Origin of the sequence: Desulfosarcina alkanivorans (assembly GCF_009688945.1) — a bacterium.
Lineage (GTDB): Bacteria > Desulfobacterota > Desulfobacteria > Desulfobacterales > Desulfosarcinaceae > Desulfosarcina > Desulfosarcina alkanivorans.
The window spans coordinates 6,084,803-6,104,062 of the sequence record NZ_AP021874.1; the positions used below are offsets into that span (position 1 = coordinate 6,084,803).

Below are 19,260 nucleotides of genomic sequence, written 5' to 3' on the forward strand. Positions count from 1 at the left end.
ACGAATTCTCTTCCCGCCGCCGGGGCGGCATTCCTCCCCGCCGGTCCGTGCCCGCCTTCTTCCACGCATATCAAAATATACGTAAAAAAAGTTGACAAAAGTACAAAAGTACATTAAAAGGCCTGTATGTCCTCGCCTGTGCCGGGACGGCGTCATTCCATCGGACCGGCCGTGTGCAGGGGCAAAACCCGTTCGGGCATCCAATCCCGGAAAGGAGGTGCTCACCGCGAAGCAAAGGCCAGGCGGCCGTTGGCCGCATCGGCCAGGCATGTCCAACCCGAATAGAGGAGGGCCATCCAATGAGTGGAACAACCTGGGTGTACATCATGTTGGGGATTTACATCGTTTATTGTTTTTACTGGGGATTAAAGGGCTACTTTACGGAGAAAACATCGTCCGGATACGCTATCGCCGGACGATCGATCCCTTTTTTCGCATTTTTGATGGCCGCCACGGCCGCCTCTTTTTCGGGGTGGACCTTTGTCGGTCATCCGGGGCAGATCTGGAGCCAGGGCATGGCCTATGCCTTCGCTTCGTTTTACGTTCTCACCATTCCCATCACCGGGGCCTTTTTTGCCAAGCGCAACTGGCTGATGGGCAAGCGATACGGGTTCGTCACCCCGGGCGACATGTTCGCCTACTATTACAACAACGAAGCGGTGCGCTGGCTGACTGTTCTCACCGCGTTTTTATATTCCATTTTTTATTCCGGGCTGCAGCTGATCTCCGCGGCCGCCCTGTTCTACTGGGTGGCCGGTGTGCCCCAGACCATCGGGTTGATTCTCATGGCTGCCATCGTCTGGTTCTACGTGGTCACCGGCGGGCTGAAGGCCAGCACGTGGGTGGGCGTACTTCAGTTTCTTTTGCTGGTGGGGGGGATCTTCCTGCTGGGCTACTACGTCATCACCTCTGATGTCATCGGCGGGTGGTCCGCCTTTTCACAAAAAATCAAGGCGCTTGACGACCGCTACACCAAGGTGCCCGGGCTGCTTAATTTCGGTCTCGGCGGCGGATGGACGGCCGCCATGATCCTGACCTACATGTTCGCCCTCATGGGTATCCAGAGTTCCCCGGCCTTCACCCTGTGGAACTTCGGCATCAAGTCCCCCAAGCCGCTGGCCTGGCAACAGGTTTTCATGTCCACCTTCGTGGTGGGCCTGGCCCTTTTTTTCTTTACCGCTTTTCAGGGCCTGGGCGCGAAAATCCTGGAACTGGAAGGGGTGATCGCTCCAAAGGTCGACGGCGACGTGGTGCCCATGCTCATGACCCAGTTCCTGCCGGGGCCGGTGCTGGGCCTGGTTTTTCTGGGGGCCATCGCCGCCATTCATTCCACGGCGGCCCCCTATATCGGCACGGGCGGGACGATACTGCTGCGCGACGTCTACTGGCGATACATCCGCCGTCAGCAGGCCAGCCACGCCGAACAGATCTGGGTCAACCGGGCCCTGTCCACCGCCGTGACCCTGGCGGCCGTGTTGGTGAGCCTGACCGCCAGGGATGCCATCGTCATGATCGGCGGCTTCGCCACGGCATTCGGGTTTGTCATGTACCTGCTGCTGCTGGGGGTCCACTGGGGGTGGCGGTTTCCCAGCCTGGGCGCCACCCTGGGCATGATCGCCGGCATCGTGGCCTGTTTTCTCACCTATTACGTATGGCGTTATCCGCTGTCCATGCACACCGCCTTCTGGGGACTCTTCGCCGGCCTGCTGGTTGCCTACCTGTGCCGGGGGCTGGGGGGCAATGACAGCGAAGAGACCCGGCAGCGGCAGGCCGAGGTGCGGGCCTGGCTGGACAGCGTGGACGGTCCTTCGGAAAACGGGAAAAAATGGCGCTTCTGGATGAAGATCCTGGTGCCGGTGTGGTTTTTCTTTGCCATCGGCCCCGCCTGTCTTTTAGGCAACAGGGCATTCTCCTTCTGCGGCTTCCCGGCCCTGTGGTCCTGGCAGATTGTCTGGTGGATCCTGGGCATCATCATGATGTGGGCCCTGTGCTTCAAGGCGGAAATGTCCACCACCAGCGACGAGCAGATCAGAAGGGCGGATGAGGAGGCCATGATCGTGGTCAAGGAAGTATAGAGTGTACCTGCCCGGAAAAAGCATCTTTTGGCCCAGGCCGGTGTTCTCGCTCTGTTGAAATCCTCGACCTAGCGCTGCTACGCCTGCGGTTTCACCATCGCTGCGGCCTTGGCCTGAGCCAAAACCTGCCATTTCTGAACAGGCACAATAGAAACAGATGGCTTGACCTAAGAAGATATCTTCGAGTCGGTAAATAAAAATGTGATTGTCATGAAGCGGCTTCCCCGCGTTTGGGGGCCACTATCAAGGGAGGTTTCAAATGAAAAAAGAAGACATGTGGATGATCATCGTGGTGGCCTTTTCCATTATCTGGACGGCGGCGTTCGGCTGGGGTATTTTCGGATAACCGAAAACGCTCCTTTCAGGATGCAAACACACCGGTAACAGGCGCAGGAAGCGGATTCCTGCGCCTTCGTCGTTCATGAAAAGGTGTGTACGCGTTTTTTCGCCGCCCCGAAAACGGCAGTCTGCATCACCTCCTGCCGCCTTCAGCCCAACCGGCTACAACCTGCGCTTGATCAGATACAGCACCAGGCTTTTTCCCAGCACCGGGTTGAGCAGGCGGTCCAGAAATCGCGTGATCCGGGGTTTTTTCATGATGTCCCAGGTGAGCAGCCGGTGGTAGAGGTTGACGGCCGGCGAGTCGGTCCGGGTGGGGCCGACGAAACATTTGAGCCACCAGTAGGGGGCGTGGATGCCGTGGGCGTAGTGATGCTCGAGAAAGCGGGTGCCCGCCCGCTCCAGCCGAGCGATCAGGTCGCTTTTCCGGTAGATGCGCACATGCCCCTGGTTGGCATTGAAGTATTCGTCCGACAGGGCCCAGCAGATGCGTTCGGGCAGGTAGCGGGGGACGCTGACCACCAGCGGTTTTCCCGGCTTGAGCACCCGGACGATCTCGCCCATGGCCGTGTCGTGGTCCGGGATGTGCTCCAGCACTTCGCTGCAGACGACCAGGTCGAAACAGGCGTCGGGGAAGGGCAGGCGGGTGACATCCGCCGCGGAAAGGTTCCAGGCACCGCCGCCGTGTTCGCCCAGCTGGTCGTGGAACGTCAGCCGGCCGCGCGCCTCCTTCAGATCCTCCGGGTTCAGGTCGGCGCCGGTCACCCGCACCCCTTTCAACCGGTACGCCGCGCAGGTGTGGCGGCCGGACCCGCAGCCGATATCCAGGATGCGGTCGCCGGGGGAAACGGTCAGTCGTGAAAAATCAACGGTAATCATGGATGGTCTCCCGATAGGCCGCCACGGTCTTTTCCGCCGCCCGCCGCCAGGTAAAGTGCCGCTGCACCCGCCGGTACCCCCGGCGGCCCAGCTCCTCGGCCCGCTCCGGGTGGTCCAGCATGTCGACGATGGCCCGTGCCAGGGCCCTGTGGTCTCTCGGGGGCACCAGGATGCCGGCATCGCCCACCACCTCGGGCAGGGCGCCGCCCGTGGTGCTGATGACCGGAACGCCGCAGGCCATGGCTTCACCGGCCGGCAGGCCGAATCCCTCGTAAACGGATGAGACCACCGCCACGGCCGCGCGGGCATACTGGCGCACGAATTCCGCGTCGCTGATGCGGCCGGTATAGGTTATCCGGTCGCCGATGCCCAGGCGCCGGATCAGCCGGCCGATGCCGCCGTTTTTCTTGGGCGTTCCCACCACCACCAGCCGCATGGGCCGTTTTCTGGCGATTTCCGCCACGGCGTGCAGCAGGTAGTAGAGCCCTTTGAGCGGGACATCCGAACTGTTGGTGACGATGATGCGGCCCGGCTCCCGCCGGATGTCGGCAATGGGGTAGAACAGGCGGGTGTTGATGCCGTTGGGCACCACGGAAAAGCGCTCCTGCGGAATCCTGAAATCCCGGGCGATGTCCTTTTGTGCGCACTCGGAGACGGTGATAATCCGGCGCAGGGTGCGCGATACCCGCTTTTGCATGCCGATAAAGGAGAACCAGCGCAGGTGCTTGAGTTTTTTCCAGAAGGGGCGCACCGAGCGCACGGCGATGTCCCGGTCCACCGTGATGGGATGGTGGATGGTGGCCACGGTGGGAATCTTTTTGGCGATGGACCAGATGCCGTAGGAGAGGCTCTGGTTGTCGTGGATGATGTCATAGCGCTGCATCCGGTTTCGTAAAAACCGCTGGGCGCGAATGCCGAAGGTGAAGGGTTCGGGAAACCCCATGGTGGAAACGCCGGCCCACTCCATGACATTGACGGGATCCGACAACTCTTTAAGGGTGGGGACGCGGAACAGGTTTTCCGGATTGTAGAGGTCCAGGCAGGCCAGCCGGTGAACCGGTATGTCCGCGTCCAGCATGGGATCCGGCGGACCGGACACCACTTCGACCCGGTGGCCGGTATCCGTCAGTGCCCGGCTCAGGTTTTTCAGGTAAACACCCTGCCCCCCGCAGTGGGGGTTGCTCCGGTAACTCAACAGGCAGATATTCAGGGGGCGATCCAGACTGCTGTCTTTAAACATCGATCAGGTCGTCTTTCTCAATGGAAAAATAGGAACACTTACCGCCCGGCCGTGGTATAGGTCAAGTGTTTTTCATTGATCGATTGTGGTCCCGAAGGCATCGGAAAAACCCGTTGCCCCCGCTGGCTGGAAGGTTTATGTTCACGGGTGGAGGTTGGTGAACAGTGAACAGTTAACCCGGAACCGAAAAGAGGGAGTGTGCCATGCCTGGAATATCCCCGGAAGGGGCCGTGGGCGGTGGGCGGCCCGATAGGGTGACGCTGGTGGAGGTGGGGCCGCGTGACGGCTTCCAGTTTGAATCGGCCGTGGTGCCCACCGACCGGAAACGGTCCGTCATTGCCCGCCTGGCGGCAGCGGGGCTGAAACAGATCCAGGTGGCTTCCTTCGTTCATCCGGCCAGGGTTCCCCAGATGGCCGACGCGGAGACATTGATCCGGCAGCTTCCCCGCAGCGACGGGGTGATCTATTCGGCCCTGGTGCTCAACCGGCGGGGGCTGGACCGCGCCATGGCCTCCGGCATCCGGGCCGTGGAGATCTCTCTTTCCGCCAGCGACACCCACAGCCGCAAAAATGCCGGCATGCCCCATGAGGCGGCGCTCGACCAGGGACTGGGCATGATTGACCGGGCCGTATCGGCGGGACTTCGTGTGCGTGCCAGCGTTCAATGTGCCTTTGGCTGCGCCTATGAAGGTGCGATGCCGACGGCCCGCATCGTGGACGTCACCCGCCGGTTTGTGGATCACGGCGCCCATGAAGTGGCCCTGGCGGACACCACCGGCATGGGGTCGCCGCCGGTGGTGGAAACGCTGCTGGCGGCGGTGCTTCCCTTTACCGGGCGGCTGCCGCTGGCGCTGCATCTTCACGACACCCGCGGGCTGGGGCTGGTGAACCTGATGGCGGCGCTGGCCTGCGGCATCTCAATTTTCGATACCGCCCTGGCCGGCATGGGCGGGTGCCCCTTCGTTCCCGGTGCCGCCGGCAACATCGCCACTGAAGACGCGGCCCACCTGCTGGACACCCTGGGCATTCAAACCGGTGTGGACCATGGCCGGGTCGGCACGGTTTCCCGTGACATGGAGACCTTTTTCCAAAAACCCTTTCCCGGCCGGATGCACCGGATGACGGCCTTTCACAACCCTTCCGAATCGATTTGAACCGCAACGCCCGCCCATCTTTTTTTACCTGAAAGCCCTTTAGTTCGAAAATGACCTGCCGATATCAGGAGCATGGCAGGCGCCCCTGACGGACACGGCCAAGCGATGCCCGGGTCCCGGACGCCCATGATTCCCAATCCAGCAACGACCAAGATGGCAATGACTGATACACTCAAAGAGACTTTATTGTTCGTGGATGACGAGGAGAGTATTCTGGAGGTGGCTTCGGAATATTTCAGGGCAAAAGGCTATCACATCCTGACCGCCGAAAACGGTCGCATTGCCGCCGATATCATTGCCAGTGAAAAAATCGACTGCTGCTTCACCGACATCAACATGCCCGAAATGGACGGGCTGGAACTGGCCGAGCACATCCGCACGGTGGACAACACCATCCCGGTGATCATCATGACCGGTTACCCGTCCCTGGACAATACGATCCGCACCCTGAAAAACGGTGTCGTCGATTTTCTGATCAAGCCGGTGAACCTCAACCAGCTTGAAATCTGCGTCAAGCGGGTGATGCGCGAGCGCCGGCTGTTCATCAAGAATATCTTTTTGACCAAAGAGGTGGAGGGCAAGCAGCGTCTGGAAGCGCTCAACCGGGAGCTGACCTACAAAGTCAAGGAGGTCAACACCCTCAACCGCATCATGACCGATTTTACCACGATCGGCTCCAGCATGGACCTGTTCAAGCGAGTGGTGGAGCTGTCCACCGAATTGACCCGCGCTGACGAGGCCTGCTTCTACGTTATCAACGAAGCGGTTCAACGCCCCGTGCAGGTGGCCCGGTCCGTTGTCGGCGGCAACGGCAATCCCCGGGGCAAAGCGGACCGGCCGTCTGCGGCCGGTGATGCGCCGGGTGCCTGCAGCATGGACGTCAGCCAGTTGATCCTTGACAATTGCAATGAGGACAAGCCGCTGCTGATCCATGAAAACAGCAGTGTCCACGGATTGCCTGCCGACATCCGATCCATGATGCTGGTCCCCTTGACCATTCGCAATAAGGTGTTCGGCGTTCTGGCCGTATCGGTGCTCCAGGGGGATGTCCGTTTTTCCGAAAAAGACCTGTACTACATGTCGTTCATGGCCAACAAGGCGGCCTATGCCATCGAAAACATCGCCCTTTACGAAAATATTTACGAGAATCTCTTTGCCACCCTCTACGCTTTCGTCGGTGCCATCGAAGCCCGTGATCCTTACACCGAGCAGCATTCCAACCGGGTGACGAAAATTGCCATGGCACTGTGCCGGGCCATGGGCGGCACCCAGGAGGAGCAGGATATCCTCAACGTCGCCGGCCAGCTCCACGACATCGGCAAGATCGGCATCCGGGACGACATTCTGCTCAAGCCCGGCCGCCTGACCGATGAGGAGTTCCGCCTGATCAAGGAACACCCGGTCATCGGCGCCAAAATTGTGGAACGCCTGGGCCTCTGGGACCGGGAAAAGACCATTATCCGATGCCACCACGAGCGATATGACGGCAACGGCTATCCGGACGGTCTGGCGGGGGAGGAGATCCCCATGCTGGCCCGGATCCTTTCCGTGGCCGACGTATACGATGCCATCGCCTCCGACCGGGCCTACCGCCAACGGATGGAGGAGGGCAGGATTCTCGAGATCATGTATGGCGGTTCCGGCACCCAGTTCGATGCCGGCGTCATCGATACCTTCCGGTCCCTGTACGGCCAGGGCGTTCTCAAGTCTATCGTCGAATCCACCCCCTGACGGTTGCCTGAAGCCCCTCCTTCACCCGCGCTGCGTCAGATCCACGGCGCCCTCTTTATCATTTGATCAGAATGGTGTAAAAGCCTGTGAATCCCCAAGGGAGCCCGGGATCGCCGCTGTCCGGCGGTCCGGGATGACTTTCAAAGGAGGCCTATGCCGGCCTGGTCGGAACCACAGGATCTGAAAACGTGGATGGTGCGGGGGGTGAGCTTCCGGGGCGCCGTGGTGTTCCTTTCCGTGCTGGCGATCCTTATTTCAGAGGTGCGCTTCAGCTGGGTGGAGGTCCTGGTGGGGCGCTACCTGGCGGTGACCAACAGCCACCGTCCCGAATCGGGAAACGTGTGGGAGCAGGGACGCCTGAAGCAGGTGGCCACCCAGACCCTGGAGCAGATGGTGACCCGCAAGCTCAGCGCCCAGCGTGAAGCCCGCGGGGCCACCTCGCTGGCCCAGCTGATCGACGGGCTTTCCGCGTCCCAGGGCACGATGATTGCCGCCGACCAGTTCAAAAAGCTTTACAGCCAGATCCCGGAGACCGCTGCCAGGAACCTGTTTTCACCCATTCTCATGCTGCGCATCAGCGCCGAAAAAAGCTGGGACCGGGTGTACATGGAGCGGGAAAACGGCCAGGTGGGCATCTACCTTCTGGATCGCGGCAACAATGTGCTCAGCTACACCACCCTGACCGACCGGCAGCTGCGGGCCACCGGCACCGAACCGCCCGTCCTGGCGGGCACCCTGGACGAACAGGCCGAATTTGCCGGCCGCATCTACCCGGCGGACCGTTTTTTCATGGCCCTGGACACCCTGCCCGCAGAGACCCAGCGGGGGGTGCTCTCCCAACCGGGCACCCTGCTGGCCGCCGATGGGACGCCCGTTCGCGTGGGGATCAGCGATGAAGTCAACGCCGGTATGATCCGTATCGGCATCGAGATGGATACCCCGGGGGGGCGGCAGGTCCTGCTGGCCACGGGCCAGGAGTGGGCGGTCTGGCAGGTCCGCATGCTGCTTGAGCCCCGGCTGTCCAAACCACCCGCCGGCAAGCCGCGCTGGCCGCTTCAGCGGGAGGGCCAATGACGCTTTCCCTGCGCCTTTTCCGGTCGGCGACCGCCCTGATCTACCTGATCGCAGCCCTGGGCGCCCTGGCGGCGACGGGCCTGTTCTGCCTGTTTCTGGTGGCGGCCAAAGATCTGCCCCGGGTTCCCGAACCCATCGGCCGGATCAACGACACACCGGCCACCGAGATCTTCAGTGGCGACGGGCAGCGCATCCTGACGATCGGGGGCCGGGAGACGGTTGCCCTGGAGGATGTCTCTTACGCGTTTATCCAGGCCATTCTGGCCACCGAGGACCACCGGTTCTGGGAGCACCGCGGCGTCAACAAGCTGCGCACCGTCAAGGCCCTGTGGGTCACCTTGTTCCAGCCGGGAAAAGTTCAGGGGGCGTCCACCATCACCCAGCAGCTGGCCAAGAACCTGTTTTTCAGTTTTGAACGCACCTACGTGCGCAAGTTCCGTGAACTGCTGGTCGCCTTTCAGATCGAAGCCCAGTTTTCCAAACAGGAAATCCTGGAGGCCTACATCAACCAGATTCCCTTCGGGGTCGGTGCCTACGGCATCGGTGAGGCGGCGCGCACTTTTTTCGGCAAGTCCGCCGGTGAGCTGACCCTTACCGAAGCGTCCCTGCTGGCCGGCCTGCCCAAATCGCCCACCCGCTACAACCCCTTTCGCTACCCGCAGCGGGCCCGGGCCCGGCAGCAGGTGGTGCTCCAGCGAATGGTCGCCACGGGCATGATTCACCGTGAGGAGGCCGATGACGCCATGGCCGCACCGGTCGACCTGCGGGCCCGGGGCCGGTCGCTGCGGGTGGACAGCTATTTTTTGGATGCGGTGATGAAATCGCTGGAAGAGACCTACGGCCCCGAAGTGGTCTACCACGGGGGGCTGCGGGTTTACACCACCCTGGACGTCGGCATGCAGCAGCAGGCCGAAGCGGCCCTGCAGCAGGGCATTGCCGGGTTGGAAACCCAGATGGGCATGGCCCGTGACGCCAGGCCGGCACCGTCCGAAGGGGACAACGGGCTGCAGGGCGCCCTGGTTGCCGTGGAGGTGAATACCGGGGCGGTCAAGGCACTGGTGGGGGGGCGGGATTTTTTCCAGACCCCCTATAACCGCGCCCTGCAGAACCACCGGCAACCGGGGTCCGGCTTCAAGCCGTTTCTCTACTACGGGGTGCTGGAACGCCTGGGCCGCACGCCGGCCGATGTCATGATGGACAAGCCGGTCTCCATCCCCGTGGCCGGAAAGCCGCCCTGGAAGCCGCGCAATTTTGAACGCGCCTACAAAGGGCCCATGGTGATAAAAAAGGCCTTCACGTCGTCGGTGAATACGGTGGCCGCCCAACTGGTGGAGGCCCTGGGGCCCGACGCGGTGATCCGGACGGCCCGGCGCTGCGGCATCACCAGTCCGTTGAGGCCGGTCTATTCCGTGGCCCTGGGCACGTTCGGGGTCAGCCCCCTGGAGATGGCCGCCGCCTACGCCACGTTTGCCGCCGGGGGCGTGCGTCATCCACCCTTCTGGATCCGCCGGGTCGAGGACGTCAGCGGCCGGGTGCTCGAAGAGCACATCATCACCGGTGAGCGGGTATTGAATGAATCGATCACCTACCAGCTGACCGACATGATGGCCGGTGTGATCGATGAAGGCACCGGACGGGTGGTGCGGCGCATGGGATTGGCCCTTCCGGCCGCCGGTAAAACCGGCACCACCAACGATTACAACGACGCCTGGTTCACCGGATTCACCCCCAACCTGAGCACCTCGGTCTGGGTGGGGTTTGACCGGGGCCAGGGCATGCGGGATAAAAACGGCGCCGGCATTACGGGGGGCCGCGGTGCGGCGCCGATCTGGGCGCAATTCATGAAAGCGGCGACCCAGGGCGAACCCCCGCGCGCCTTCATGGCGCCGGCGGACATTTACTTCAAGAAGGTGAATCCGGAAACCGGGTCGGCGGCCGGATTCTGGACGCGCAATCCGGTTTCCGTTGCCATGCGCAAGAAAAGCGGCTGACCCGGGGGCCATCCGCAGGAAAAAAAATGGGATACCTGTTCAAACATCTGGCCGTCCGGCTCTGGACGGCCCTGGTTGCCGGCAGCCTGGCCGCCCTGGTGGTGTTGCCGCCCCTGGCCGGCGTGGCGGGCCCCGGGTGGATGGTCGTCCCCGGCCTCGGCCTGCTGGCCGGCGCCTACTGGCTTACGGGGGTGGTCTTTGCCGCCCTGGGGCGCCGTCGCCTGGAGCGCCTGCTGGGCGAGGCCACCGTCTGGGATCGGGCCGGCATGTCCCGGGAGGTCCGCCAGACCCTGGCCCGGGCGGCGGCCACGGTGGACAGTTTTTTCTTTTCGCCCTTCTCCCGGAGGGCCCCGGCCCGGCGGCTGCTGTCTCAGATGGGCCGCTGCCAGCTGGCCCGGGCGGAAACCGGCACCGCATCCGATGCGATTGTCGGCGCCTACCTGCAGGCGTTTCCCCGCGACCGGGACGCCGCCATCAAATGGCTGGACGGGATGCTGGCCGGACGGGCCGCGACCCGGCAATCCCATGATATCGCCGCCAGGATCGGGGCCGCGCATCCCGAAGATGCCGCTATCGGGAGGATGCTGGCCCAGTTCTATCTCGCCGAAAGACGATGTGATTTCGCTGCCCTGCAGACCTACCGGCAGTTGATGGACGCCGGGGAACCGCTGCCGGCCGCCATGCTCGGAAGCCTCGCCGACCTTTTTCTGGCCGAGCCGCGCGCGGACCGTCTGGCCCTGAAGGTGTACCTGGAGGCCCACGAACGCGGTAGTCGTGACACGCGGCTGCTTCCCGGCATTGCCGCCTGCAGCCGGATGATCCATCCCAGCCCGCTGACCCTGCCCCTGCTGGAAAAAGCCGATACGGTGCTGGCGGGCATGGACGCCTCCCGGCGCAGCGGCATGGCGTCCGCCTTCCTGTCCGAACTGGCCGGAACCGGCCCGGAACACCCCGCCCGGGAGCGACGGATCAGGTGGCCGGCCATCGGTTCGATGGTGCGCAGGGGGGCGGCTGGTCTATGCAGACTGGCTTCCGGTGGTGCCGCCGGGATTTCCAGTGTCCTGCGGGGCCTCAGCGGCGGCTTGAGGTCCCGGAGGGGCAAGTCGGTGGTGAAATGGGCGGTCATGGGGCTTTTCATGGTCGCTGTGGGGTGGCTGGTGGTCAATACCGCCATCTATCTGGCCGACACATTTAAACCCGTGGAAACGGCGCCGGTGCCGGTGGCTGTCCCGGTCACCGACCCCTTTACCCTTCAGGTGGCCGCCTATGTGAAGGAGAGCGATGCGCAGCGCTATGTGGACCAGCTGAAGGGCCACGGCCTGGACGCCTACTGGACCCGGGCCTCCGGCGCTAGCAAGACCTGGTACCAGGTGCGCGTCTCCCATTTTACGACCAAGGCAGCGGCCCGGGCTGTCGGTGACGATTTGAAAAAACGGCAGCTCATCGGTGATTATTATGTTGCCAATTACAAACGGCCTGACATACCATAGCCCCATTGAGCTGTTGACGGGCAACCCCCTTCCTTTTGTTGGATTACTCGGCGTATTGGAATCTTCATACTGACCTGAATTTCGTGCAAAGGAAACTGACCATGAACGCCACGACGATGACCCGGATTATTGAGCAGTGCCTGAGGCTGGACAACCACGCCACCCGACTCTACACGAGCCTGGCCAGCCATGCCGGCGGCCAGGATCTGAAGGGGTTCTGGCAGTCGCTTGCCGACCAGAACGAGCAGCATCTGCACTACTGGGACCAGCTGGTCGGCTGGGCCAGAAACGGGATGCTCAACAACCTGTTCGACGATGCGGAAAAGACACTGGACGAGTTGACCGGGCTGCAGGAAAAAGTCCACCAGCTGGCCGACAGCTGCGCCACGGTGCGCCGCAAGGAAAAGGCCTTCACCATGGCCTTCAAACTGGAATTTTACCTGCTGCACCCCGCCTTCGAAACCCTTTCCCAGTATGTGGCCACTTTCAACGGGGATGCCGTGTCGGAGTTCTCCTACGAGCGGTTTGTGAACCGGCTTTTCGATGCCCTCCAGAAAAACAACCTGGGCACACTGGAACTGGAACTGGTCGGCGAGGTGATCCACCGCCTGTGGAAGGAAAACCGGCGGATGGCATTTTTAAGCAACTACGACGAACTGACCGCCATTTTCAATCGCCGGGGGCTGTTCAATGCCATTACGCACCTGGCCCACCTGGCCCAGCGCAATGAAAACAACGTGGGCGTGCTGATGATCGACATCGACCACTTCAAGCGCATCAACGACAATTACGGCCACCAGTTCGGCGATGACATGCTGCGCCGGGTGGCGGCCTGCATCCGCGAGAGCATCCGTGCGTCGGATGTCCTGGGGCGCTACGGCGGAGAGGAATTCCTGGTCTTTTTGTCCAGCGTCGAACCGGTGTCACTGGGGGAGGTGGGAGAAAAGGTCCGGCGGGCCATCGAGAACATGCCCGCCGAGCGGGCCACCGTCACGGTCAGCATCGGCATCGCCCACGGCCACGTGGGGCGCGAGGTGGAGGCCGATGTCAAGGCCCTCATCCACCGGGCCGATGACAAACTGCTTGCGGCCAAGGCAGCCGGACGCAACCGCATCGAACTTTAGAAATAGCTTGTCACTCCGGTGCAAAGTGTTTAGACTGACCCTATCTGGATACGGTCTGGGCCAACTGCCATTTAAAAATGGAGGAGTCAATCATGGAAAAACAGGATGTCATCAAGATTGCCGAAGGCCTGCGACTGATCGAAGAAGGCGTGGAAACCATCCAGGCCGTGATGAAGGAAAAGAAGATCAAGTCGCTCAAAGACGTGGCCGCCGAACTGATCCCCTTTTTCAAAAAGGATGATGATTCACTCACCGAATCCATCATTACCCATCTGGAATAAAACCGCCGTTCACGACGATAGCTCTGCCCCGGCGCGCCGGGGAAAAAGGCCGGGCCCCATTTTACGGGATCCGGCCTTTTTGGTTATTGAAATTTTTTCCCGGATTATCAACCACAGGCCTGGGCCGAAAGATGCCATTTAGGGACGGGGACTATTTAAAATCCACCCGCAACTGCTTCTTATTGATCTTGCCCACGCTGGTCTTGGCGATCGTGTCGACGATCTGGACCCGGTCCGGCACGCCGTATCTGGGAATGACCCCGTCTTCGGCAAACCGGGCGAAAAACGCTTTGAGATCATCGGGGGTGGCGGCCTTCTCCTCCCCCGGTTTGAGCACCACCAGGGCCATGGGCCGCTCACCCCATTTGGGGTCGGGCACGCCGATCACCGCGGCTTCGCTCACGGCCGGGTGGCGGCTGATGATATCCTCCAGCGCCAGGGATGAGATCCATTCGCCGCCGGTCTTGATCACATCCTTGACCCGGTCGGTGATCTGCAGGTAGCCTTCCTGGTCGATGAAGCCGATATCCCCGGTGTGCAGCCAGCCGTTGGCCCACAATTCCTCGCTTTTTTCCGGATCCTGAATGTATCCCTGGGTCAGCCAGGGCGAGCGCACCACCACCTCGCCGGCGGTTTTGCCGTCGTGGGGCAGCGGTTTGCCGTCGGTGTCGACCACTTCCAGCATGACGTTGGGCACCGGCAGACCGGTGCGGCAGCGCATTTCCACCTGCCGCTCCGCATCCCATTCCATCATGTGCGGTTTGAGGTTGGCCACGGTGAGCAGGGGACAGGTTTCGCTCATGCCATAGGCGGTGTAGAGGTTGATGCCGTTTTCCAGGCCGGCCTTGCACAACCCCCGGGACAGGGCGCTGCCGCCGATGACCACCTTCCAGCGCGACAGGTCCAGGTCCTTGATGACCGGGCTGGAGACCAGCATATGGATGATCGTGGGCACGCAGTGGGAGAAGGTGACGTTTTGCGAGACGATCAGCTTGAGCAGCATTTCCGGTTCGTATTTTCCCGGGTAGACCTGCTTGTTGCCCATCATGGTGAACAGGTAGGGCATCCCCCAGGCGTGCACGTGAAACATGGGGGTCATGGGCATGTAGACATCCCCGGAATTGACGGCCGCCTGGGACTCGTAGGCGCACAGTCCGGACATGAGCCCGTAGGTGTGCAGCATGATCTGGCGGTGGCTGAAGTAGACGCCCTTGGGCAGGCCCGTGGTACCGGTGGTGTAGAATGTCGTGGCCATGGCGTTTTCGTCGAAATCGGGAAAGTCGTAGTCGGGTGCGGCCCCGGCCAGCAGACGCTCGTACTCACCCTCAATGTTCACCGGGGTGTCCGGGTCCGCTTCGCCGTCGGTGAGCAGAACGATCTTCCTGACGGTTTTCATCTGGTCTTTGACCGCGGCCAGCAGGGGCAGGAAGTCGGCATTGACCAGAATGACGTCGTCTTCGGCGTGGTTGATCGTATAGATCAGCTGCTCCGGCGACAGGCGGATGTTGATGGTGTGCAGCACCGCTCCCATCATGGGCACTGCGAAAAAGCACTCCAGGTAGCGGTGGCTGTCCCAGTCCATGACCGCCACGGTGTCCCCCTGCTTCACCCCCAGCCCTTCCAGGGTGTTCGCCAGGCGCTGGACCCGCCGGTTCAGTTCGACGTAGGTGTACGACATCTTGTCCCGGTAGACGATCTCCCGGTCCGGGAAATAGGTCAGGGGGGTCGGCAGGATGTTTTTGATCAGCAGGGGATAGTCGTAGGCTGACGGGGTTTGGGGAATCAGTTTGACGGTCATGGCATGCCTCCTTTTTAAGTGAACGCATCGAGGGTATTGGAAAATCGTCCATTCTCGGGCAGTATACAATCAACGCCGACGCTGATAAATCGGTTGCCGCCGGTTTTTTATCGCGGCAGAGGGATGATCGGGGTGTAGGTGATCTGCCTACACCCGGGGGGCCGGCTTCTGGAAATGCGCTTTTTCCATCCACAGCACCGCCCGCCGGACCAGGTCCGCGGTGGTGGCGACGCTCAGCTTCGTTTTGATGCGGTCCCGGTAGGAGCCGATGGTCTTGATGCTCAGCCCCAGCCGCGTGGCGATGTCGCGGGTGGACAGGCCGGATCCCATGAGGCGGAAGACTTCCAGTTCCCGGTCCGTGAGGGCGTTTTCCGGCGGGGCATCGGCCGCTTCGGGGCCCTTGCGGAATCGTCCCAGCAGGTGGGTGGCCGCCGTGTCGCTCAGATGGATATGGCCCTGGAGAATGGTGCGGATGGCCTGGATCACCGATTCCGACGCCGCCTTTTTCATGATGTAGCCCCGGGCGCCGGCCCGGATGGCCCGTTCGGCCCACACCGACTCGTCGTGCAGGGACAGCACCAGGACCGGCAGGGGATGCCGGTTGCCGGCAATTTCCCGGACCAGGTCCAGGCCGTTGCCGTTGCCCAGGGAGATGTCCACGATCACCATGTCCGGCGCGGAGTCGGCCATTGCCGCCCTGGCCATGGACAGGTTTTCGGCCACGGCGCAGACCATCAGGCCGGCCTCCTGATTGATCAGGGCCTCCATGCCCATGCGGAAGATGGGGTGGTCGTCCACGATCAGAATGCGCGTATCCGCCGGCGGCGTCACATGGCACCTCTCCCGTTCCCGTGGAGGCCGGTGCCGGCGGGCAGGGCGCCGGAAAGCCGTACGCATGTGCCCCCGCCGTCGTTGTCGATGGACAGGGTGGCCCCCATGGCCCGGGCCCGGTAGGCCATGGTGTGCAGGCCCATTCCCTCCTGCTCGCCCGGTGTCCGGCGGTCGTCGCGCCAGCGGCCGTTATCCCGGATACGGACCGAAAAGCGACCCTTGCCGGCTTCGACGGCGATGCCGAGTGTGGTCGGGCGGCCGTGCCGGGCGGCGTTGAAGACGGCTTCCCGGGCGATATAGTAAAGATGGGTGGCGGCGGTGTTGTCCAGCCGTTCCACCGCCGGATCGAAAGCCAGGTCCGGGGTGAGACCGAAGATGTCTTCGATTTCGGCGGCCAGCGCTTCCATGGCCGCTTCGAGGCCGTGCTCCACGATGTGCACCGGATAGAGTCCCAGGGAGAGCCGGCGGGTTTTTTCGATGGCGTCGGTGATCAGGGTGCGGATGGTTTCCATGTCCCGGGACGCCTCGGGTGAACAGCGGGCGACTTTTTTCTGGAGCACCTTGCTCAACAGTTCCACGCCGCTGAGATGGGACCCCAGGTCGTCGTGCAGATCCCGGCCGATGCGGCGACGCTCGCGTTCCCCCACGGCAATGACTTCCCGTTCCAGCCGGCGGGTGTCGGTGACATCCATGAGCGAGGCAACGCTCTGGGAGGTGCCGGGCACCATGTCGATGGTGATGGCCACTTCACGGGTGCCCATCGTTCTGGACAGGAGCCTGAATTCGTAGTTTTTCGGGGCGTCCTCCGGATTGGTCCGCCGGTTGACGTGGTAGCGTCTCATGCGCTCCAGGTCGTCGGCGTGGATCAGCGCGGGCCACTTGATCCGGCCTTCGATCTCCGCAGGGCCCATCCCCATGAGCCGGGCGAACCCGTCATTGATGGCCGAGATGGTGAAATCCTCTTCGATGAGAATGGTTGCCGTACCCGTGTTCTCGAAAATGGTATCGACCCGTACCATGGCATCCTTCAGGGCCAGGGCTTTTTGACGCCAGCGGCTGCGGGACCGCTGAAGGGCTGCAGAGGGCCGGGACAGGACGCGGCCGGAAGGATGGTGGTGTCGGTGGTCGCGGCGAAGCATCGGTATTGGATTCTTTCCTGTGGGTAAGCGCGCGGTAAAGGAGACATTAGGACCATTCGCATTTGCCTGTCAAGGGAAAGGTCCGGCATGGGGTTCGGCGTTCCATTTGCCGACCGGCCGGACCAAGTCCGGCAGGCCCGCTTTTAGCGCTGGCCAAACGGTTGCCGGATGGTTATGATTGCTTCAAACCGTATCGGGCCGCGGGTGCATGGGATGGGTGATGGTTGCCGGTTATCCGCGGTTCCGGACGATCCATCCAGGGGAGACAATCACCGCCGATGACACGTCGCAATGCAACCGATCTGAACCACAGCCACAGCTTCGGACAGGAGCGTAAACGGCCGGGGGAGAGCCGCACCCTCATCGTGATTGCCGTTACCGCCGCCATGATGGTGGTGGAGATTGCCACCGGGATCCTCTTCGGCTCCATGGCCCTGCTGGCCGACGGCCTGCACATGGCCTCCCATGCGGCGGCCCTTTCCATCAACGCCTTTGCATACGTATACGCCCGCCGCCACGCCCATGACGCCCGGTTCAGTTTCGGCACCGGCAAGGTCAACGCCCTGGGCGGATTTTCCGGTGCGGTGCTGCTGGCGGTGTTTGCGGTGATGATGGCGGTGGAAAGCGTGCTCCGGCTGGTCAACCCGGTGCCGATCGCCTTCAACCAGGCCATCGTGGTGGCCGTCATCGGCCTGGTGGTCAACGGCCTGTCCATGCTCATCCTGAGTCAGCGGGACGACGCCCGCCACGGCCATGACCACGGCCATCATGATCACGGGCATCATCACCACCACCATGACCACAACCTGCGGTCCGCCTACCTGCATGTCCTGGCCGATGCGCTCACCTCGTTTCTGGCCATTTTCGCCCTGCTGGCCGCCAAATATTTCGGCCTGGTCTGGATGGACCCGCTGATGGGGATCGTCGGCGCCATCATGGTGTCTCGCTGGTCCGTCAGCCTGCTGGTGGGAACCAGCCATGTGCTGCTGGATCATCAGGCGCCGGCCGGCATCCGGCAAAAAGTCATGGACGGTATCGAAAAAAACGGCGATAATCAGGTCGTTGACCTTCACTTGTGGGCCGTCGGGCCCGATATTTACGCCGCCATCGTATCGGTGGCCACGGGAGAACCCAGGCCGCCGGCATACTACAAGCACCTGATTCCCGAAGACCTCAAGCTGGTGCACGTGACCGTGGAGGTCAACCGGACCTGAGCGTCGATGACGGACTGCTGCTGATATCCGTACGCCGATTCTTTTTTTGGCCGATACCCGACGTTTCCACTGCATCCGAGCCCCGGCGAAATGGCTTCAGACACCATGGTTGCGGCTGGAGGCCGATGATCGCGGAATACCGGTCCCAGCGCAGCTAACCAACCAAAGGAGGAAATAATGGCAGGCAAAAAAATTCTCATGCTGGTGGGTGATTTCGTTGAAGACTACGAGGCCATGGTGCCGTTCCAGGCGCTGTCCATGGTCGGCCACACGGTTCATGCGGCGTGTCCGGAGAAGAAGGCGGGAGAGACGGTGCGCACCGCGATCCACGACTTTGAAGGGGACCAGACCTACAGCGAAAAGCCGGGCCACAATTTCGGCCTCAACGCCACCTTCGACGAGATCAAGGCCGAGGATTACGATGCCCTGGTGATTCCCGGCGGCCGGGCGCCGGAATACATCCGGCTCAACCCCAGGGTTCTCGACATGGTCCGCCATTTCTCCCGGGAGGACAAACCCATCGCCGCCGTCTGCCACGGTGCCCAGGTACTGGCCGCCGCCGGTGTCCTCCAGGGGAAAGCCTGCTCGGCCTATCCGGCCGTGGGTCCGGATGTCGGTACTGCCGGCGGTACCTTCGTGGACATTGCCGTGGATCAGGCCCACGTGGACGGCAACCTGGTCACCGCGCCGGCCTGGCCGGCCCATCCCCGGTGGCTGGCCCGGTTCCTGGAGGTGCTGGGAACCCGTATCGAGCCGTAGCGGCGTTTATGCGGAAAATGAATGGACCGGTGCTGACCCTCCGGATGGCGGCGCCTGCCCCGGTCTTGTCTGCCACGGGGTGACGGGCAGTATCCAGATGGAAATACTTTCATGCCCGGGATCCTGTGCGATGGCGGGATC

General features: G+C 62.3%; 16 protein-coding genes. 10 read left to right on the forward strand and 6 right to left on the reverse strand.

What is annotated here, in order from left to right; all coding sequences use genetic code 11:
* The first annotated feature begins 299 nt into the window (after window positions 1-299).
* Window positions 300-2,075, forward strand: coding sequence for a sodium:solute symporter family protein (locus DSCA_RS26440; protein WP_155319292.1), 1,776 nt, complete (start codon window positions 300-302; stop codon window positions 2,073-2,075).
* 255 nt (window positions 2,076-2,330) lie between these two features.
* Here the strand turns inward: DSCA_RS26440 and DSCA_RS26445 are convergent, their stop codons facing one another.
* From DSCA_RS26445 to DSCA_RS26455, 3 genes are all read right to left on the reverse strand, one after another.
* Complete coding sequence (locus DSCA_RS26445) at window positions 2,331-2,498, reverse strand: hypothetical protein (RefSeq protein ID WP_155319293.1); 168 nt, start codon at window positions 2,496-2,498, stop codon at window positions 2,331-2,333.
* 78 nt (window positions 2,499-2,576) lie between these two features.
* A complete protein-coding gene (locus DSCA_RS26450) occupies window positions 2,577-3,293 on the reverse strand; it encodes a class I SAM-dependent methyltransferase (RefSeq protein ID WP_155319294.1) in 717 nt (238 codons plus the stop codon).
* Window positions 3,280-4,533, reverse strand: coding sequence for a glycosyltransferase family 4 protein (locus tag DSCA_RS26455; RefSeq protein WP_155319295.1), 1,254 nt, complete (start codon window positions 4,531-4,533; stop codon window positions 3,280-3,282). Before DSCA_RS26455 ends, DSCA_RS26450 begins: the two co-directional genes overlap by 14 nt.
* A gap of 203 nt (window positions 4,534-4,736) precedes the next feature.
* Here DSCA_RS26455 and DSCA_RS26460 point away from each other — a divergent pair, with 203 nt between their 5' ends.
* The 7 genes from DSCA_RS26460 (at window position 4,737) to DSCA_RS26490 (ending at window position 13,378) form a co-directional block, all read left to right on the forward strand.
* Window positions 4,737-5,687, forward strand: coding sequence for a hydroxymethylglutaryl-CoA lyase (locus tag DSCA_RS26460; protein WP_155319296.1), 951 nt, complete (start codon window positions 4,737-4,739; stop codon window positions 5,685-5,687).
* Window positions 5,688-5,840: 153 nt separating this feature from the next.
* Window positions 5,841-7,418: an HD domain-containing phosphohydrolase gene (locus DSCA_RS26465; RefSeq protein ID WP_231716290.1), complete on the forward strand. Its 1,578-nt coding sequence runs from the start codon at window positions 5,841-5,843 to the stop codon at window positions 7,416-7,418.
* Window positions 7,419-7,571: 153 nt separating this feature from the next.
* Window positions 7,572-8,492: a hypothetical protein gene (locus tag DSCA_RS26470; protein ID WP_155319298.1), complete on the forward strand. Its 921-nt coding sequence runs from the start codon at window positions 7,572-7,574 to the stop codon at window positions 8,490-8,492.
* The gene (locus tag DSCA_RS26475) at window positions 8,489-10,483 is read left to right on the forward strand and encodes a transglycosylase domain-containing protein (RefSeq protein WP_155319299.1); all 1,995 of its coding nucleotides are present in this window, start codon (window positions 8,489-8,491) and stop codon (window positions 10,481-10,483) included. Before DSCA_RS26470 ends, DSCA_RS26475 begins: the two co-directional genes overlap by 4 nt.
* A 26-nt stretch (window positions 10,484-10,509) precedes the next feature.
* Window positions 10,510-11,973 carry an SPOR domain-containing protein gene (locus tag DSCA_RS26480; RefSeq protein ID WP_155319300.1) on the forward strand — a complete coding sequence of 488 codons (1,464 nt, stop codon included), beginning with the start codon at window positions 10,510-10,512 and terminating at the stop codon, window positions 11,971-11,973.
* Window positions 11,974-12,074: 101 nt separating this feature from the next.
* Window positions 12,075-13,097 (forward strand): GGDEF domain-containing protein, encoded by a 1,023-nt coding sequence (locus tag DSCA_RS26485; RefSeq protein WP_155319301.1) that lies wholly within the window; start codon window positions 12,075-12,077, stop codon window positions 13,095-13,097.
* Between the two features lie 92 nt (window positions 13,098-13,189).
* Complete coding sequence (locus DSCA_RS26490; protein WP_155319302.1) at window positions 13,190-13,378, forward strand: hypothetical protein; 189 nt, start codon at window positions 13,190-13,192, stop codon at window positions 13,376-13,378.
* Between the two features lie 151 nt (window positions 13,379-13,529).
* On the opposite strand, the gene DSCA_RS26495 is transcribed toward DSCA_RS26490, so the two are convergent.
* The 3 genes from DSCA_RS26495 to DSCA_RS26505 form a co-directional block, all read right to left on the reverse strand.
* Window positions 13,530-15,176, reverse strand: coding sequence for a fatty acid--CoA ligase (locus DSCA_RS26495; RefSeq protein WP_155319303.1), 1,647 nt, complete (start codon window positions 15,174-15,176; stop codon window positions 13,530-13,532).
* Between the two features lie 147 nt (window positions 15,177-15,323).
* Window positions 15,324-16,007 (reverse strand): response regulator transcription factor, encoded by a 684-nt coding sequence (locus DSCA_RS26500; protein WP_231716291.1) that lies wholly within the window; start codon window positions 16,005-16,007, stop codon window positions 15,324-15,326.
* Complete coding sequence (locus DSCA_RS26505) at window positions 16,004-17,146, reverse strand: PAS domain-containing sensor histidine kinase (protein ID WP_155319305.1); 1,143 nt, start codon at window positions 17,144-17,146, stop codon at window positions 16,004-16,006. Before DSCA_RS26505 ends, DSCA_RS26500 begins: the two co-directional genes overlap by 4 nt.
* 278 nt (window positions 17,147-17,424) lie before the next feature.
* Between DSCA_RS26505 and dmeF the strand changes: the two genes are divergently transcribed.
* A complete protein-coding gene (gene dmeF / locus DSCA_RS26510; protein WP_155319306.1) occupies window positions 17,425-18,360 on the forward strand; it encodes a CDF family Co(II)/Ni(II) efflux transporter DmeF in 936 nt (311 codons plus the stop codon).
* A 177-nt stretch (window positions 18,361-18,537) separates the two neighbouring features.
* Entirely contained in the window at window positions 18,538-19,119 is a 582-nt protein-coding gene (locus DSCA_RS26515; protein ID WP_155319307.1) for a DJ-1/PfpI family protein, read from the forward strand.
* The last annotated feature ends 141 nt before the right edge of the window (window positions 19,120-19,260 follow it).